This window comes from Aurantivibrio plasticivorans (assembly GCF_055392955.1).
In genome coordinates, this window is sequence record NZ_AP036020.1 from 1,495,262 (window position 1) to 1,513,321 (window position 18,060).

At 47.1% G+C, this 18,060-nt stretch carries 13 protein-coding genes and 1 pseudogene; 8 read left to right on the top strand and 6 right to left on the bottom strand.

Annotated elements, in window-relative coordinates; genetic code table 11:
- Nucleotides 1-12: 12 nt before the first annotated feature.
- Complete coding sequence (maiA, locus tag ACZ5NB_RS06675) at nt 13-666, bottom strand: maleylacetoacetate isomerase (RefSeq protein ID WP_460232254.1); 654 nt, start codon at nt 664-666, stop codon at nt 13-15.
- Between the two features lie 109 nt (nt 667-775).
- On the bottom strand, nt 776-1,411 hold the full coding sequence (locus ACZ5NB_RS06680) for a histidine phosphatase family protein (protein WP_460232255.1): 636 nt from the start codon (nt 1,409-1,411) through the stop codon (nt 776-778).
- A gap of 738 nt (nt 1,412-2,149) precedes the next feature.
- Between ACZ5NB_RS06680 and ACZ5NB_RS06685 the strand changes: the two genes are divergently transcribed.
- Nucleotides 2,150-5,101: a S8 family peptidase gene (locus ACZ5NB_RS06685; RefSeq protein WP_460232256.1), complete on the top strand. Its 2,952-nt coding sequence runs from the start codon at nt 2,150-2,152 to the stop codon at nt 5,099-5,101.
- An 11-nt stretch (nt 5,102-5,112) separates the two neighbouring features.
- A complete protein-coding gene (locus ACZ5NB_RS06690) occupies nt 5,113-5,625 on the top strand; it encodes a hypothetical protein (RefSeq protein ID WP_460232257.1) in 513 nt (170 codons plus the stop codon).
- Nucleotides 5,626-5,654: 29 nt separating this feature from the next.
- Here ACZ5NB_RS06690 and ACZ5NB_RS06695 read toward each other — a convergent pair whose 3' ends face one another.
- The 4 genes and pseudogenes from ACZ5NB_RS06695 to ACZ5NB_RS06710 form a co-directional block, all read right to left on the bottom strand.
- Nucleotides 5,655-6,257, bottom strand: coding sequence for a glutathione S-transferase family protein (locus ACZ5NB_RS06695; protein WP_460232258.1), 603 nt, complete (start codon nt 6,255-6,257; stop codon nt 5,655-5,657).
- Between the two features lie 38 nt (nt 6,258-6,295).
- Nucleotides 6,296-7,045: an alpha/beta fold hydrolase gene (locus ACZ5NB_RS06700; protein ID WP_460232259.1), complete on the bottom strand. Its 750-nt coding sequence runs from the start codon at nt 7,043-7,045 to the stop codon at nt 6,296-6,298.
- Nucleotides 7,046-7,397: 352 nt separating this feature from the next.
- Nucleotides 7,398-8,044, bottom strand: a pseudogene (locus ACZ5NB_RS06705) (M14 family zinc carboxypeptidase); the annotation flags it as partial.
- Nucleotides 8,045-8,176: 132 nt separating this feature from the next.
- Complete coding sequence (locus ACZ5NB_RS06710) at nt 8,177-9,730, bottom strand: alkaline phosphatase (protein WP_460232260.1); 1,554 nt, start codon at nt 9,728-9,730, stop codon at nt 8,177-8,179.
- Between the two features lie 179 nt (nt 9,731-9,909).
- On the opposite strand from ACZ5NB_RS06710, the gene ACZ5NB_RS06715 reads away from it, so the two are divergent.
- The 6 genes from ACZ5NB_RS06715 to guaA all read left to right on the top strand — a co-directional run bounded on the left by ACZ5NB_RS06715 (nt 9,910) and on the right by guaA (nt 18,053).
- Nucleotides 9,910-11,520: an alpha/beta fold hydrolase gene (locus ACZ5NB_RS06715; protein ID WP_460232261.1), complete on the top strand. Its 1,611-nt coding sequence runs from the start codon at nt 9,910-9,912 to the stop codon at nt 11,518-11,520.
- Nucleotides 11,513-12,241, top strand: a complete 729-nt coding sequence (locus tag ACZ5NB_RS06720; RefSeq protein WP_460232262.1) for an ABC transporter ATP-binding protein — start codon at nt 11,513-11,515, stop codon at nt 12,239-12,241. The genes ACZ5NB_RS06715 and ACZ5NB_RS06720 overlap by 8 nt, the downstream gene beginning before the upstream one ends.
- A complete protein-coding gene (locus ACZ5NB_RS06725) occupies nt 12,241-13,401 on the top strand; it encodes an ABC transporter permease (RefSeq protein WP_460232263.1) in 1,161 nt (386 codons plus the stop codon). Before ACZ5NB_RS06720 ends, ACZ5NB_RS06725 begins: the two co-directional genes overlap by 1 nt.
- Nucleotides 13,402-13,429: 28 nt before the next feature.
- The gene (locus ACZ5NB_RS06730) at nt 13,430-14,797 is read left to right on the top strand and encodes a CaiB/BaiF CoA transferase family protein (RefSeq protein ID WP_460232264.1); all 1,368 of its coding nucleotides are present in this window, start codon (nt 13,430-13,432) and stop codon (nt 14,795-14,797) included.
- 80 nt (nt 14,798-14,877) lie between these two features.
- Nucleotides 14,878-16,353, top strand: coding sequence for an IMP dehydrogenase (gene guaB / locus ACZ5NB_RS06735; RefSeq protein ID WP_460232265.1), 1,476 nt, complete (start codon nt 14,878-14,880; stop codon nt 16,351-16,353).
- A gap of 122 nt (nt 16,354-16,475) precedes the next feature.
- Nucleotides 16,476-18,053 (top strand): glutamine-hydrolyzing GMP synthase, encoded by a 1,578-nt coding sequence (gene guaA, locus ACZ5NB_RS06740; RefSeq protein WP_460232266.1) that lies wholly within the window; start codon nt 16,476-16,478, stop codon nt 18,051-18,053.
- Nucleotides 18,054-18,060 lie beyond the last annotated feature (7 nt).

Below are 18,060 nucleotides of genomic sequence, written 5' to 3' on the forward strand. Positions count from 1 at the left end.
AATGCTAAATGGCTAGAGCACTGAATCTGCCGGTGCGTCTGCTTGAGCTTCAGGCGCTGCATCAATGAAAGCCGGGTGGCTCGACAGGACCTCATCAATTTCTCTAAGTTTTGAAAACGGGCTGATATCAACGTTCATACGTTTGGCATTGGCCATTTGCGGCACTAAACAAACATCAGCAAGTGAAATAGTATCCTTGAAGCAATAAGCTCCGCCGTGTTGTTCGACCATGGTTTCCAGTGCGGCAAATGCCTCTTGAATCCAATGTTTATACCACGCATTTATACTTTCTTCCGGTTGTTTTAGCTGATCCCGCAGATAGTTTAATACCCTCAAGTTGTTGAGAGGATGCACGTCAGAGGTAATCATTTGTGCCATGGCTCGCACAACGGCCCGATCTTTCGGTTTGGTTGGCAGCAGTGAAATATCGGGATACTCTTCGTCAAGGTACTCAATGATTGCTAGCGACTGAGTGAATATTTGTCCATTGTCCTCAAGCGCAGGTACAAACCCCTGCGGATTTATCGAAAAATAATCCAATGCTTTCATCGCATTTTCTTTGTCCCCAAGAGAGACCGACACCGACTCATAGTCGAGTGCTTTAAGATTTAATGCGATGCGGACACGATACACAGCCGAACTACGGTAGTATGTGTATAGTTTCATTGGATACCTCTCCTGGGGCGGCTATTTTTTATTATCTTTCTATAAAGCTGAGTTGTTCAACGTCGCTACAGTGGTTTTATAGCTCCACCAAAATGTAGCACAGAATTCATTATTGTGTTGTATCCCATTCTGTAAGATTGCCGTACTGATGAATGGTGAAGTTCTCAGGGGCAAAATCATCACTACCATCATGGGTCACAATGCTGTGGCAACAGTTTGTCATTTTGGGGGGATGCCAGAAATGACTTAGTGGGCGTTTTTCTATATAGGTCAATAACGTTTTAATCCAAACGCCGTGACTGACCAGCAATATTTCCTCTTCTGCATGATCAGAAACGATCTGTTTCACGGCGTTAACAGCACGTGCTTGAACATCATAAAAGGTTTCTCCGTCGACAATCGCAAATTGCGATGGGTCTTCCCAAAAATGACGATGCTGAGTTGGTTCTGTTTCTTTCATATCCTCGTACAGGTTTCCCTCCCAGCTTGCGAGATAGATTTCCCGTAGTTCGTCGCGTAAATTTAAATCTACGTTGTGGTGGTGGAGGATGTGACTGGCTGTATCACGTGTGCGGATGCTACTACTTGCATAGGCAACGGTAACGGGAAGGTGTTTTAGTTTTTCACCGGCATCTTTAGCTTGGATGTGTCCTTCGTCGGTGAGAACCGAATCTGTTTGGCCTTGAATGCGTTTCTCAACATTCCAATTGGTTTGCCCGTGGCGGATTAGGTGGATGGTTGTCACGATAATATCAGTTCTTTTGAAGATCGAATGGACCAATAGTAACGGAGCGAAGCGTTGCCGGCTAGTCCAACCGAGAGGGCGCTGAGGAAGAACACCTTGGCGATCCGAAGTATGGCGCGTTAGTTTGCCAGGTAGAGCTCATCAGGTCGCAGGGGAATGAACAGCGACGCCTTCAAGCAACTTAGTTATCTCGTCAAGCTTTCATATCAGCGAGAGGATTGTTGGGGGGTGGTAAATCTGTCAGCGGCATTTGAAGGGGCCCTGTTTAAGTAGGACAGAAAACGCGACCCCATACACTTCTACAGTATTCATCGTCCTATCTAGGAACCGTGCAAGGATGACTTGAACTAAATTTGAGCGTCTGACAATACAATGTGCCAGGGAGAACGGTTTTTATGGTCTCAGCCGTGCTCATGGGCATACGCCTAAAACAGCTTGTCCTTTGTTAGTTTGGCTGATCTGGTATGGCTGTTATTCAGTCCTACACAGAAGAGATGTCGCCTATTATAAATAAAGTGTCTTGTGACATTAGTTGGTCGTCGCTGTCTAATTATTAGGCAGTGTGGGTTGGGGAAAGTTGTGATACCGTTCACACGCTTCGCGTGAATCCACACCGGCTGAATTGATAATTCACACTAGGATGCTTAATCTGCCTTGCGTAATGGTCGAGACCGCTGGTGGTAGGCTAATGAACAGAATTGGTTGAGGTATTGGATGATCAAAATTGGTAGGGCGAGGATGATAAAAGCAAGATCTCGCATTTCTTTTACCTTATGCGCCGCGGTGTTGGCTTCGCTATGGGGATGCGGAGGAGGGTCTTCGTCTTCTTCGGGGAGTCCAGCTGCTGAGACAGAATTCCGTTTATCGGGTGTTGTTACTGGATTAAACGGCAACTTACAGCTGAGTAATGAGGTGGATCAAAGTATTGTCGAGAACCTCAATGTTACATCAAATGGTAACTTTGCTTTTAGCACGCGTATAGCGGATGACACAGAATACTTTGTCCGTATTGACGGCAAACCAACTAATCAATCGTGCATTTTACTGAATAGCCGAGGGACCATTGCTGGCGCCGACGTCGATAACCTCCAAGTTGAGTGCGTTGATAATACTTTAGCGCGCACTGTGTCTGGGATGGTGGACGCGGCGATTTCAATCGATTACGACACCGATGTTAACGACATTTTTGCGAATTTCGCGTCTAACGATGACTTTCCAGACGCTCAATCGATCAACAATATTGTGACACTGCATGGTTTTTCATCGTTTGCGAATGGTGAAACAGCTGGTTTGGATGGGCGCTTTCAGTCAGATTATGATGAATTTGATTTCTTTACCGTTTATTTGCAAGCCGGTCAGCGTATTAACCTCCAGATAGTTGATCACGAATTAGTTGGCGGAGACTTTTTCGGCGACTTGGATTTGTGGCTATTTGATGAAAACCGAAATGAGGTCGCCGCTTCGCGGGGTACTACCGAAGAAGAAACCATTACGGTTCTCGACGCAGGTCAGTATTTCATTGTCGTGGAAGCTTGGGAGGGAATTTCAAAATATGTCTTAGACTTATTACCCGCACCCAGCAGTTCGACCGCTACGTTGCGAGATAGCAATGCTGGCTATAACTCGATGGACTTCTTGCCTAACCAGATGATTGTTAAGTTTAAGGATGGCACGGGCACCAAAAATACTGAGGTTGCCGAAACCCAATCTGCAGACTTCTCGGTGAAAAACATCTCGACGCAACAACTAGGTTTTCGACACCAAGACAGCAGCCGTCCCACCTTGGCGACGCTGAATCCATCCGTTGTTTACAGAATGAATGCATCCACCAAGTCCAGTGGTCCGCTGGGTGACAAAGCGAATACTTTGCGCATGATCAAAGCCTTGTCTCTTCGTGACGATGTTGAGTATGCAGAGCCCAATTACCGCTATAAAACTATGCGTGTGCCCAACGATACGGCCTATCGCTTCCAGTGGCATTATCCTCAAATTAGTTTGCCGCAAGCTTGGGATCTTACCACCGGCGATCGTGCGGGTGATCCCGTGATAGTGGGTGTCATAGATACCGGAATTGTTGCCGAGCACCCTGATTTTCAAGATCAACTGGTTAATGGCTACGATTTTATCTCGAATATATCCGATGCCCGTGATGGCAACGGTATCGACAGCGATCCTGATGACCCGGGAGACGACGATGAGCCAGGGAAGAGTTCTTGGCACGGTACACACGTTGCGGGAACCATAGCCGCACGAACCAATAACGGTTTGGGCGTTGCTGGTGTCTCTTGGGGTGCTAAGGTAATGCCGCTTCGTGCCTTAGGGCTCAATGGTTCGGGGTCTAGCTACGACATTATGCAGAGCCTGCTCTACGCAGCCGGATTGCCCAATGATAGTGGCAGTGTACCCTCTCAAATTGTCGATGTGGTCAACATGAGTTTAGGTGGGCCGGGGGCTCAACAGTCTTTTCAAAATGTCGTCAATCAAGTGCGGGCCCAGGGCGTTATTCTTGTGGCATCGGCAGGTAACGATGCCACCAGTGAGCGCAATTATCCCGCTGCCTACCAAGGTGTGGTGTCGGTAAGTGCCGTTGATTTCAATGATGACTTAGCACCCTATTCAAATTTCGGTGACACGATTGATATTGCTGCTCCAGGTGGCGATGTGAATCGCGATCTTAATGTGGATGGTTACGGAGATGGCGTGCTCAGCACCGCTGCTGACGATTCGGAAGGGGGGCGTCGCTCCACTTACCGCTTCTATCAAGGCACCTCGATGGCCAGCCCGCATGTTGCCGGTGTCGTGGCCTTAATGAAAGCCGAGTATCCAGAGTTAACGCCTACGCAATTTGACGCGCTGTTGCAAAACGGCCAGCTCACGGACGATTTAGGAACGGCTGGCAGGGACAATTTCTTTGGCTATGGCAGGCTCAACGCCTCAAAAGCAGTGATAGAAGCAAGAACACTGGCCAACGGTGGAGTCGCCCCGCCATTGCCTGTCCAGGTTAGCGCAACGCCTCAGTCATTAACTTTTATCGGTGGATCAGTTCAGCCCCTTACAATTGAGAATCTAGGAGGTGGTTCGCCATCGGTGACCAATATTGATTCTAGTGCGGTGTGGTTGTCTGTTTCCCCGAATGCAATTGATGCAAGTGGTCTAGGGACCTATGACGTACAGGTTGATCGGACAGGACTTGGTGATGGTATCTATCAAACCTCGATTGACGTAGAGATTGATAGCCAGCAAACGCTATCTGTGAACGTAACAATGCAAGTGGGAACGGTCGAGACTGCCGGACGTTTACACCCTCATTATGTTTTACTGATTGACTCAGCTACTGATACCGTCGTCGATCAAACACAAGCCAATTTAGCAACAGGCGAGTTTGAATTTACGGGCGTTGTCCCCGGAGAATATAACATCGTGTCTGGCTCTGACATCGAGAACGATTTTGTTATTTGTCAATTTGGAGAGTCTTGTGGGGCTTATCCCTCACTTAACGATATTGGTATTGTGCGTGTTGAGGACAGCGATATCGCAAACCGCGATATTGTCGCGGATATATTAGGTCGAACCTCTTCAGCGACAACGACTATTAACTCGGCAGGAAATGGCCAATCTAAGCCTAATGGCTATGCCATTAAAAAAAGTACGAAACAGCTGAGCGAAAAACGGCTGGACAACCATAGGTAAGCCTCACCGCTATGCGATTAGTTATACGATGGAAATGGATGTCACTGATAATCTTTCTGGTTGTGGGCACAGGATGTGGTTCCACTCATTCTGTGGTTTCTATTCGCGCAGTCATTGAATCTAAGCACTGCGGCATAGAGCGTGAATCATTATTGGTAATTGCCAGTACTGATGATATTCCCGCAGTGCTTGCTACAGAATTCAACCCGACGCAGTTGAATGCTCCTGGAACTGAGTTGGTGTCTAGTGATAGTGTAGGTCGGCAGGCGATCGTCAATGCCGTGGCCAAACATCGTATTCAAACAGAACAACTGATATTGGCCAGTATGGGGCAGAAGCCAAACCCCGGTTATTATTGGCAGCTTGAAAACACATCAGCAGATTTAAAAAACGGCGAGCTGTCATTACCTTTGGTCATGAAGCGACCTGATCCTAATAAAATGTATGCACAAGTGATCGTGACGCCTTGCATCTTGCTTGCCGTGACAACTGAACGTGACATTTCTTCGATTCGTCTTCAATAACACCCCATCTAACGTTCCCAGGCAGGCTCTTAGTCGATACTCATTGGTGTAAACCCGGGAAGCCTTTGAATATCGTTGATCCATCTTTGAACCTGCGGGTAGTTATCGAGATCAAACCCGCCGTCGCTAGCGACATGGGTATAGGCAAATAAACTGATATCAGCAATTGTGGGGTTATCGCCGACAAGAAACGAGGACTGACTTAAGCGGTCGTTTAGTATGGTGAGTGCTTTATTACCGCCAGCTCGTTTGCTTTCGTATTCGTCGCGACGCGAGTCGGGTAAGCCCAAGTACAACGCGATATATCGAGCCACGACAATAAATGGTTCGTGGCTATATTGCTCGAAAAATTGCCACTGCAAAACATTTGCTCGCGCCCAAATGTCCGCTGGCAGCATCTCTGTTTCTTCAGCCAAAAAATGCAATATAGCGTTAGATTCAGATAAGCATTTTCCATTCTCTAGGCGTATCACCGGAATTTTGCCATTAGGGTTCATTGCTAGAAATTCTGGCGTGTGCGTGTCGTTGTCTAAAATGTCAACATGAATCCACTCGTAGGATTTTCCAAGCAAGTCGCATAGGAGTTTAACTTTGTAGCAATTCCCTGATTTAATATCCCCGTATATTTCCATCCAGCATGTCCGATAGTTAGTCAATTTTAAATGGGATGCTATGTCATCCAGTTTACAATTTTATCGACCACCCAACTAGGGTCATCCGTGGTTAAGTCGTGACCTGCCGTTGGGTGCCAACGTAATGGCATATTCCAATGCTCGGCAAGTTTAACCGAACATGCCGGGTTTACGAGGCGATCTTTGCGAGAGGCCAACAATAAGGTCGGCTGTGTGATAGCAGGAGGCTTAAACTTCGCTGCAGCGATAAGTTGCTTGAGTATTGTATTGAAAGGTAGCGGGTTCTCTATTTGAAATTGTATCCAGTCCTCTGTGAGGTCTGGATAAATATCCGGATTGTTACTGATCGTTTCAATAATTCTTTTCTCACGGGCTGCAAAACGACTGGGGCGAATCAATAACAATTTTAAAAAATTTGAAAGTTCTAATCGCTGCCAGATCGGATTCAGGCGGCTACTGGAATTGATGATGACAGCGGAAGCTATCTCGTGGGAATATCGCTTCATCCAGTCGGCGGCGACCATCCCCCCAAGAGATACGGCTAAAATATTCACTTTTTTGCGCCGTTGCTCTTCGTCAAGAAGCTGTGATTTATAATGGTCTCGGATAAGATCGACGATTGCAGAGATGTTGCTTGGGCTTTTCAAATGAGATAGCTCGCCCGCACCTGGTAGGTCGCAACACAACACGTTGACGTTTCCAACGTTTTGGCAAAACAATTGGGGAAACGTCCCCCAATGGCGTTGATCCCGCGCCAAGCCTCTGAGAAAAACCCATTGTGTATCCATTTAGATTCCGGTCAGTATGGCGATACCAATACCAATACCAATACCTTACCGCTTCTGAGTGCAGATGTGCACGCTTTTCCGCCAAAGGCTGCCAGTTTTGGTAGGAGCGTACTGCGCGTATTAAAAATTCCATAAGCACGATGTGCTGACGTAACACACGCTTTAAGCGGTGTGGAATGGTAGGGTTGAATAAACCGCTAATCGATGCGAGTTGCCTGGGGTTTTTCTTTACCCACCGCCAAGACCCCATTTCCATTGTAAGGGGCAAAAATATCGTATTCTTTTCAAACGATTTTAAATAGAGGTAATCCCATAGATCGCCGTGAGCCGTGTAGTGCTTTGACTGTGGTTCAAAAACATAGTTGAGGTGAGGGTAGGTTTGATTGAGTAAGCGTTTAAGCGCATAGATTTCACTCAAGTGGTAAATGGGTTTTTTCGAGTATGCGAACGGAAACCACAATCGATCTTCAAAACCGAATCCTGAATGGCAATCTAGCACTATATTGAAAGGGTTAGTAAATAAGTTGTTCTCGATAAAGTCGCATAGTGCTAGCGTTTCTGGCTCCATCTCATCCCCTTTTTTTCCGCGGTACCAGGGGATATGCTTGTGTAACCGGTGACCTCCGACTAACCAGGGGGGGCGTTTTTCTGCGTCGATAGGCGCATTCCGCATAAGATCAACATGGTTTCCATTGCTGCGTGTGTTCATTACGCTGCCGACTGGATTAGCGATAGGGATAAAATGAATGCAGCACTTTTCAAACCGGTAATGAGGCTTTGATCCCACTCCAAGCGTTGAATTAATGTATCAAGAAACGCAAGGACCACTTCGCTACCAATTTTTTCAAGGCCGTGAATACCAGCGATGAAAGTCAGGGTGGGTGTTTCGGGGCTAGGGTTGCCCATGCTCAAGGCATAGACAGGGTACGTAGCATGGCGATGAGAGATGCTAACAAGTTGCTTTACCCGAACATGGTTCGAGCTGTGTGCTTCGAGCATGTCGAGTTGCTGGAAATATATTGATGTATTAATGTTGCGTTAAACCTCGATCAGAAGATGAACCTAGTCGCGATTTACTATAGCAAAACTGAGCGGCCGTTCAGCCGCTGTCATAATAATTTCACATAGTCATTACTTCTCGTGTAATTGTTTTTTCAGTGCATGATGCATGACGTGATAAATGTAGTGCTGTTCGTGTGTACTATGAAACAGGTGTGCCCAGGGTCCGGTAGCATAAATTGCAACGTCTTCTCCGCCATGCGTTTCGGAAGGCATCGGAACTAAGGCTTCTTGGTGAAAATCGACATGTTCGGTGTCGATCTGTGATAAATCTTGGCGGCCAATGCTGTATGTGCCACGTTGTTTTTCTTTTGGTGGCACTAAAAACCCACGACCGTTTCGGTAGCCAAGTGTTGTGTAGGGCTTTTTATCCAACGCGAGCTGCGGTGTGGTTTTGGGTTCACCTTGGCTATTGTTCCCCACCACTTTTCCTAATATTGGGTTGCCTCGCGTAGGATAGCCCGCCATTGTGAACGTATGGCTGTGATCGGCTGTAACGATAATTAAAGTATCTTTGGTATCTACGTTCTCTAGAATGAGTTGAACCGTTCGAGACAATTCCTGTGTGTCTTTCAATGCGCGATGGGCATTGCCGAAGTGGTGTGCGTGATCGATTCGCCCAGCTTCCACCATTAAGAAAAACCCTTTGGTATTTTTCTTAAGTATATCTAGTGCGGATTGTGTCATTGCTTCAAGGGAAGGTTCTTGTGATTCCCGCTCTCGGTCTTGATTGAATGACATATGCGATCGATGAAATAAGCCTAATAATTTTGGTGTGCTGTTTACATCGATCTGTTTAAGCTGTTCTCGGTTAAATACGACAGAGCCACCGTTTGTTTTCCATTCATTGACTAGGTTTCGCTTGTCTAATCGGAAGCCGGGTTTTCCCTCCAGTGGGTCAATAGTCTCTTTAGGAAGAAAATGTCTCAACCCTCCGCCCAGCGCAACGTCAACACCATCGCCGTAGGGGAATTCAATTAGTTGAGCAGCAATGTCTTTGCAACCACGAGATTTTGCATCATCGGGTAATTCGGAATCATCTTCCCAGTCTCGTTCTGGAGTATGAGCATAGGTTGCTGCTGGCGTTGCGTGAGTGATGCGGGCCGTCGATACGATACCGGTAGCCAACCCGGCATCTTCAGCTTGTTCTAACAATGTTTTGACATGGTTAGCCTGGCTCGATTGGCAGTCACCGCGAGTCGCCAGTTGATTAACACTAATAAATCCTGCCTTTGTTTTAATTCCTGACATCATTGCTGTCATGGTGCCGGCAGAATCCGGAGTTTGCTGGTTAGTGTTGTACGTCTTTGATAGTGCTAGGGCAGGGAAGTGCTCAAATGATAGCAAATTTTCTTCCCCTTGTTCACCGCGACTTTGACCATCGAAGATGCGAGAGGCTGTGACGGTGGATATCCCCATGCCGTCACCCACGATCAGAATAACGTTCTTCGCATTGTTCTCGTTGTTGGTTTTATTTAAAGCGGAACGAAGTGCATCCTCGCCTGATTGGTACCATGAAGCGGGAGATTCGTCAGACAATGCGGGTGAAGAGGCGACTATATATGCCACTGCTAACGCGAGTACTTTGTGACACTTCTTAACGAACCAAGTGGATGGAATGACCATAATGAATGTTCTCGAAATGAAGTTGGCGCTCGAATGTTAGCAGGTAGATCGTCAATTTCCTAAATTAGACGATCCGACAGAAAATTAGCGGTTAGTTGTAATTGGCCGCTATAATCATCTACAGCATTGGAGATCCTGTATTCTTACAACTCGCTAATAATAAGGATTATAAATAGTCTGTGATAAACCAAAATTTCAGAAGTCGTGAACTCTCCCTCATAGAATTTCTTCGTGATTTACAGTACGGCGTCGCCCATTATATTGCTTGTGCTATCAGTGTTTGGGTTAATGTTGTTAGTATCACGATGCTAGTGGCTCTTTGTCTTGGAATGGCGTTCTTTACCATGCCCGCTGCGGTTGCAGCGACTCTACACAATTGCACTCCGGAAGAGTTGGGAGGCAATACTTATTTTCGAGATCTGCAGTGTGGGCAATTCGTTGTCCCAGAAAACCCTAATAAACCCAGTGGCAAGAAAATTTCCCTTAATGTGGTGAAAGCGCCCGCATTGTCTGCTAACCCAGCGAAAGACCCGGTACTTATTCTCGCGGGAGGTCCAGGGCAGGCGGCAACGGAGTTAGAATTTGCTCTCTATCCCATGTTGGCAGAAATCAATCGCAAACGCGATATTGTTATGATTGATCAACGCGGTACGGGGAAGTCGAATCCTCTTAAATGCGAGTTAGACGACCATGATGTTTTAGGGCTGAGTGAAGCAGATATCATTGAGTGGCAAGCGACGGCTATTCAACAGTGTTTTGAAGGGTATGAAGCCGACATTGAGTATTATCTAACGCCGTATGCAGTTGACGACTTTCATTATGTGATGCGGCAGCTTGGTTATTCTGAAGTTAACCTATGGGGCTCATCTTATGGAACACGAGCTGCATTGATTTTTATGCGTCGTCACCCAGACTTTATTCGCAGTGCCGTTTTGGATGCGGTTGCACCTTTGGAGCTTGTCTTAACTCAAAACATGGCGGTAGATGCTGAAGCCGCGTTGCGTGCGCTTTTAGAAAATTGCAGACGGCAGGCTTCGTGTCAGCAGCAATTTGGTGGTTTGGAAAATAAATTGTCAATACTCATCGAGCGCCTCGATAGGGAACCTAGGGTGATTGAATTGGTGCACCCTCTGTCACAAGAAAAACTTGAAGTACACGTCACAGGCAAGCTTCTATCTCAATATATTCGCTTAGCGCTTTATTCGCGTGAAGTATCGAGTGTACTGCTGCTGGTTATCGATTCTCTTACGCAAGGCGATTACCAACCTCTAGCAAGTTTGATTGCGCTGGGTGCGGAAAGTGATCAGGTGATAAGTGCGGGGTTACATTACACTATCCTTTGTGCAACGGATGTTAATGCCAATGTGCCTTCACCTCAGATCGAAACAATTTCTCAAGGATCTTCTACTCTGTTGAGCCTCGATCCGCGCCAAAGCTATAAACGAATTTGTGACAAACTCCCCAAAGTTGACCTTCCAAAAAATTACTTTCGCCAAACTGTGTATAAGCAACCGATGCTGCTTGTCTCTGGCCAGTTTGACCCTGTGACACCATCACGGTGGGGGGAGAAAGCTTTAACAACCATCGAGCATGCGCAGCATCTTGTTGTGCCTGGTGCTCATCACGGTGCGAGTATATTGGGTTGTATGCCCAAGCTTATTAGTCAGTTCTTCAATGTACCCAGAACGCGCCTGGTTGATACCTCATGCATCGACAAGATAAGGCCTACGCCGCCTTTTATTACCCCTGCTGGTCCCGCTATGGCGGCGAGCGAGGTGTTGAATGATTGAAGTGCGAAATCTAAGAAAGACCTATGGGCCCGTGGTGGCGGTAGATGACGTATCGTTTTCTGTGAGCCCCGGTGAAATTGTTGGGCTGCTGGGGCCGAATGGCGCGGGTAAAACCACGACCATGCGAATGTTAACCGGTCTTATAAAGAAAACATCAGGCCAGATATTGATAGATGGAAAAGATATCGAGTCTCAAATGACCCTGTTGCGCACCACGTTGGGTTCGTTGCCTGACGGGGCGGGCCTATACCCCCGGTTAACAGCGCGAGAAAATATCGTCTATTTTGGTTCCCTCTATAATTTACCCAAGAAACAACTGCACCAGCGATTAGACGAGCTCATTGCTTTGTTGCATATGGAAGCCATCATCGATCGCAGAACCCAGGGTTTCTCCCATGGTGAGCAAACTAAGGTCGCGCTTGCACGAACACTCATTCATGATCCTCGCATTATTTTACTTGATGAACCAACCAATGGTCTTGATGTATTAACTACTCGCGCGGTACGTCAGCTGCTTTTACAACTCAAGCAGGAAAATAAAATAATTATATTTTCCAGTCATTTAATGCACGAAGTCGATCATCTTTGTGACAGGGCGGTTGTTGTCGCAAACGGTAAGGTGACAGCCAGCGGCAGTTTGACTGAATTAAAAAAGGAAACTGCTAGCGAGACCTTTGAGGACGCTTTTGTCAAACTCGCGTACGCGGGGGTAGAGGCCTGATGAGACCGGTGGTTACGATACTCCAAAAAGAATTACGAGATGCGCTGCGAGACCGCCGGGCTCTCGCTACAATATTTATTGCGCCGGCATTAAATATTTTGTTGATTTTTGTCATTGTTAATTTGTCTGTATATTTGCAACAATCCGCAAAACGATTTGTATTGCCCGTGCAAGGAGTTGAGTATGCCCAGCCTATTGTAGACTGGTTGGAAGAGCACGACGTAGAAGTTACGCCAGCGCCTGAAGAGGCTATTGAAAAAGTCACAGCTGGCAAGCTTGATATGGTGCTGATTATTCCCAGTGATTTTGCAGAAAAATTTGATCAATTCGATACGCCAGCGCTTCAGCTTGTTTACGATAAAAACCGTAAAGATATTTTAGGTAAGGCTACTAACATCAAGATTCAGGTGCAACAGTGGGCTCAGCAAATAGGGGCGTTGAGGCTGATTGTGCGTGGCGTTTCGCCAAAGGTGTTGTCACCTGTAAAAGTGCAAGATTACGATATATCAAGCTCGCAATCTGGATCCTCAATGGTGTTTGGTTTGGTCGCTCTCATTTTGACAATTACCACTTTTACCACCAGTACTGGTATAGCCATTGATATGATGGCTGGAGAGCGTGAGCGCTTTTCATTAGAGTCACTTTTATTAACGCCCGTGACACCGATAAAAATATTGTTTGGAAAATGGCTCACCGCTTGTATTTTTACGTTGCTGGTGGTGGCGTTGGTTTTGTTTGCTTTGGGTTTGCTCATTCCTCGGCTGCCATTTTCCCAGCTGGGCATCAGAGGCGACCTCGCCCCCAGTGATGTGTTGCAACTGTTTGTTGTCTTGATGCCTTTGGCGATGTTGTCGACCATTTTGCAGCTGTTTATTTCAATCTCTTCCAAAACCTATAAAGAAGCGCAAAGTTATATTGGGCTGTTGATGATATTGCCCATTTTCGTGGGATACTTTGTTGTATGGTCCGATGTGTCTCATGATTGGCAATACTGGGTTCCATTAATGAGTACACAAATGTTAATGGAGGATGTGTTGGATACCCAGGGAATGAATGCTTGGCACATTGCGGCGTCGACAACGGCAACGTTAGTGTTTGCATTTTTTGCTTCGTGGTTAACCTCGCGTCAGCTGAATAGAGAAAAAATAATTTACGGATAGTATCCATAAAATATGAAGGTCGTGAATCGTGAATAGTCTGTTGTCTGGTATTAAGGTGTTAGATTTCTCTGAATACATTGCCGGACCCTATTGCGGATTCTTACTGGCCGATGTTGGGGCCGATGTCATAAAAATTGAACCACCAGATGGTGCGGAAGAGCGGCGACTAGGGTCTCCGGTGCGCTATCGCGGTAACACGCGGATGTCCTTAGCATTTAATCGAGGGAAAAAAAGTTTATCCGTTGACCTTAAGTCGGAAGAGGGGCGCAGCATTGTTCACGAGTTGGTGAAGACGGCAGATGTTGTCGTACAAAACTTTGTTCCGGGTGCGTCTGATCGATTAGGTATTGATTACGACACCTTACGCGCTATCAATCCGCAAATTATTTTTCTTAGTAGTACTGCCTTTGGTGAAGTGGGCCCCTACAGGAGTCGTAAAGGCTTTGACATTATTGCTCACGCGGCGTCTGGCATTATGTCAAATTATGCTGACGGGCAAGCGGAGCCTCGCGGTCCAGGTGGTCTACCGTATATTGATATTAGTACCGGAATCTACAACGCGTTTGCCATCGCTAGTGCGCTTTTTCACCGCTTGAAAACGGGTGAAGGCCAAAAAATTGAATCTTCGCTGTTCAGTACCGGCATGGCGTTGCAAATGATTGGCTTGGTAAATATCGACGAACTCGATGAAAGCATGACTTCCCATGAGCGGGAGGTTTTAGATGACTTACCCAATAGCCATAAAAGCCACACAGATATAATCGACGAATTTGCTAACGCTCGCTTGCGCAGTGAACAGCCGGACACAGCCCGTCCAATAGAGGTGCCTGAGTGTAGCCATCGGCCGACGGACTTGCATGTTTATCCATATTATCGAACTTATCGGACCGCAAGTGGTTACATTAGTATTGCGGCGTTGAATACTCCCCAGCGCAAAAAGCTGTGTGAACTATTGGCGCTGGAAGACCCTTTTCAGGATATGAGTTTTGGGAGCATTTCCGACGAGGCTTATTTCGCTCAAAAGCGCTTAATGTTACAAATCGAAGAGAGTCTGAAAGCAGAATCAAACGACTATTGGCTAGAAAAGTTAGAGGCGGCGGGTGTTCCCTGTGGTCAGGTCAATTACCGTCCTGATATGTATGAAGACCCGCAAGCTAATGCGCTAGGCATGCTTTGGCAGCTGGAAAATTCTGATCTTGGTGGTTACACAACAGTAGGTCATCCTATTCGGTATTCAAAAACGCCGGTGGAACCCAACCGGGGAGCGCCAACGCTAGGGGAGGATTCGCGAGCTGTTCTTTTGGAACAGGGGTATGATCAGGAGCAGATCGACCAGTGGCTAGAGAAGGGGGTCATTAGAGTAGCCTCAAAGCCCGATGCCCAAGGCACCAATTAGACGTAAAAATTTCACTGGACAGCTATCCAGTTTTCCCAAGAGTCTGATACAATGGCGCGTTAACCTAAGGAGGTTGACCTATGCTACGTATTGCTCAGGAAGCGCTAACCTTTGACGATGTTTTATTGGTTCCTGGCTATTCACAAGTGATTGGTAGGGACGTATCCCTTAAAACCAAGCTCACTCGAGATATAGAACTAAATATCCCCCTAGTATCCGCTGCGATGGATACCGTCACCGATGCTCGCCTTGCTATTGCCATTGCCCAAGAGGGCGGTATAGGCATTATTCATAAAAGTATGTCCATCGAAGAACAAGCGATGGAAGTTCGAGCGGTTAAAAAGTTTGAAGCCGGTGTCGTAAAAGACCCTATTACTATTGACGCGAATGCCACTATTCGCGACTTGGTTGCAGTGACCAAGCAGAATAATATCTCCGGGGTTCCCGTAATAGAGAATGGCGATCTAGTCGGTATTGTTACGGGGCGTGACGTGCGGTTCGAGACAAACTTGGATGCAAAAGTGTCGAGTATTATGACACCCAAGGAAAAGTTGGTAACCGCTCAGGAAGGCGCAACCTCCGATGAAGTCCGCTTCTTGTTGCATAAACATCGCATCGAAAAAGTACTGGTAGTCAATGAGCAGTTTGAATTACGCGGATTGATTACCGTAAAAGATATCAATAAAGCCGAAACCTTCCCGAATGCCTGTAAAGATCCAGAGGGTCGACTAAGGGTTGGGGCAAGTGTCGGCACGAGCCCTGATACCGATGATCGTGTGGCTGCACTGGTCAAAGCAGGGGTTGATGTCATTGTCGTCGATACTGCTCACGGGCATTCCAAAAATGTAATTGATCGTGTTCGCAGCATCAAAGAAAACTATCCCGAAGTTCAAGTCATTGGTGGAAATGTTGCAACGGCGGAAGGTGCAAAAGCCTTGGCTGAAGCCGGCGCCGATGGCGTTAAAGTCGGTATTGGGCCGGGCTCCATTTGTACTACTCGTATCGTCAGTGGTGTTGGTGTACCGCAGATTTCGGCGGTGGCTAATGTTGTTGAAGCCCTTAAAGGTACCGGAGTCAGTGTCATTGCTGATGGTGGTATTCGTTACTCTGGGGATATCGCTAAAGCGATTGTCGCCGGGGCGCACTGCGTGATGATGGGTTCCATGTTTGCAGGTACCGAAGAAGCCCCTGGTGAAGTAGAGCTTTACCAAGGCCGCACCTATAAAAGTTATCGAGGAATGGGTTCCTTAGGCGCTATGTCGAAAACCCAAGGGTCATCTGATCGCTACTTCCAAGATATCAAGTCGGGAACCGAAAAGTTGGTGCCCGAAGGTATCGAAGGGCGTGTACCGTACAAGGGTGCGTTAACGGTTATTGTCCATCAGATGATGGGTGGGCTGCGTTCTGCAATGGGCTACACCGGTAGCGTCGATATCGAGACCATGCGCACCGTGCCACAGTTTGTCCGAGTGACTTCTGCGGGGATGGGTGAATCGCACGTTCATGACGTGCAGATTACCAAAGAAGCTCCGAACTATCCGATCGGAGGCCGCTAACCGAAAGCGACTCAATGACGGGGCCTCGCAAGGCCCCGTTTTCGTTCCGTCAGTCGGGGAGGTTTGTTCATCCTGAACAATTCCCGCTATTGTTTTAACCATTCAATGACGTTCTTAAACCTATGACACTAGATATTCACGCACACCGTATACTAATTTTGGATTTTGGCTCACAGTACACGCAACTGATTGCTCGTCGCGTTCGGGAAATTGGAGTCTATTCTGAAATTCGCGCATTTGATATGAGCGAAGAAGAGATTCGAGAATATCAACCAAAAGGTATTATTTTAGCGGGCGGACCCGAGTCCGTGACCGAAGGTTTTTCCCCTCGTGCACCGCAAGTGGTTTTTGAGTTGGGTGTGCCAGTGTTGGGTATCTGTTACGGCATGCAAACCATGGCGGAACAATTAGGCGGACAAGTGACGGGCTCAGAGCTTAGAGAGTTCGGTTATGCGCAGGTCGCTGTAGAGTCGGAAACTGCATTGTTCAAAGACATCAAAGACCATGTCGACCATGACGGCAAAGCACTGCTCGATGTATGGATGAGTCATGGCGATAAAGTCAGCGCGATTCCTGCCGGGTTTACGATTACCGCGTCAACGCCGTCTTGCCCGATAGCGGGTATGGCGTGTGAAGAAAAGCGATTTTTCGGCGTACAGTTTCACCCTGAGGTGACGCACACCACGCAAGGTCAGCGTATTTACGAACACTTTGTATTGGATCTATGTGGTTGTGAAAAAAATTGGACGGCCGCGAATATTGTTGAGGATGCGATTGCACAAGTTCGTGAACAAGTGGGTTCTGATAAAGTATTGCTAGGACTTTCGGGTGGGGTAGATTCTTCTGTTGTTGCGGCGTTGTTGCATAAAGCCATTGGGGATCAGCTCACCTGCGTCTTCGTCGATAATGGATTGTTGCGTAAAGACGAAGGCAATCAAGTCATGGACATGTTTGCTAAAAACATGGGTGTGAAAGTTATACGTGCCGATGCAGAGGATTTGTTTTTATCAAAATTGAAAGGCGAAGCCGACCCTGAAGCAAAGCGCAAGATTATTGGTAATACCTTTATTGAGGTATTCGACCAAGAGGCTGCAAAAATTACCGATGTGAAATGGTTGGCCCAGGGCACAATTTACCCCGACGTCATCGAATCGGCGGCCGCAAAAACCGGCAAAGCCCATGTCATTAAATCTCATCACAATGTGGGTGGTTTGCCAGAGGATATGGCCCTTAAATTGGTTGAGCCGCTGCGTGAATTGTTTAAAGACGAAGTCCGCAAAATTGGTTTGGAATTGGGCCTGCCCTACGACATGGTTTATCGCCACCCATTCCCGGGCCCCGGGTTAGGCGTACGTATTCTTGGGGAAGTGAAGAAAGAATATGCTGATATCTTGCGGGAAGCCGATGCGATCTTTTTAGAAGAATTGCATAACGCTGACTGGTATCACAAAACTAGTCAGGCATTTGCGGTATTTATTCCACAAAAGTCAGTGGGAGTCGTCGGGGATGGTCGTCGCTACGCTTGGGTGATCGCGATCCGCGCTGTGGAGACGGTTGATTTCATGACCGCTCGCTGGGCACATCTACCATACGATCTGCTAGAACGTGTCTCAAATCGCATTATTAACGAAATCTCAGGCGTGTCGCGTGTGACATACGATATTTCGAGTAAACCGCCTGCTACTATTGAGTGGGAGTAGGTAGCAC

What these genes read in the sequence shown, in the direction of transcription:
- maiA (WP_460232254.1), bottom strand. Translation starts at nt 666, where the DNA reads ATGAAACTATACACATACTACCGTAGTTCGGCTGTGTATCGTGTCCGC.
- ACZ5NB_RS06685 (WP_460232256.1), top strand. Translation starts at nt 2,150, where the DNA reads ATGATAAAAGCAAGATCTCGCATTTCTTTTACCTTATGCGCCGCGGTG.
- ACZ5NB_RS06690 (WP_460232257.1), top strand. Translation starts at nt 5,113, where the DNA reads ATGCGATTAGTTATACGATGGAAATGGATGTCACTGATAATCTTTCTG.
- ACZ5NB_RS06695 (WP_460232258.1), bottom strand. Translation starts at nt 6,257, where the DNA reads ATGGAAATATACGGGGATATTAAATCAGGGAATTGCTACAAAGTTAAA.
- ACZ5NB_RS06700 (WP_460232259.1), bottom strand. Translation starts at nt 7,045, where the DNA reads ATGGATACACAATGGGTTTTTCTCAGAGGCTTGGCGCGGGATCAACGC.
- ACZ5NB_RS06710 (WP_460232260.1), bottom strand. Translation starts at nt 9,730, where the DNA reads ATGGTCATTCCATCCACTTGGTTCGTTAAGAAGTGTCACAAAGTACTC.
- ACZ5NB_RS06720 (WP_460232262.1), top strand. Translation starts at nt 11,513, where the DNA reads ATGATTGAAGTGCGAAATCTAAGAAAGACCTATGGGCCCGTGGTGGCG.
- ACZ5NB_RS06725 (WP_460232263.1), top strand. Translation starts at nt 12,241, where the DNA reads ATGAGACCGGTGGTTACGATACTCCAAAAAGAATTACGAGATGCGCTG.
- guaB (WP_460232265.1), top strand. Translation starts at nt 14,878, where the DNA reads ATGCTACGTATTGCTCAGGAAGCGCTAACCTTTGACGATGTTTTATTG.
- guaA (WP_460232266.1), top strand. Translation starts at nt 16,476, where the DNA reads ATGACACTAGATATTCACGCACACCGTATACTAATTTTGGATTTTGGC.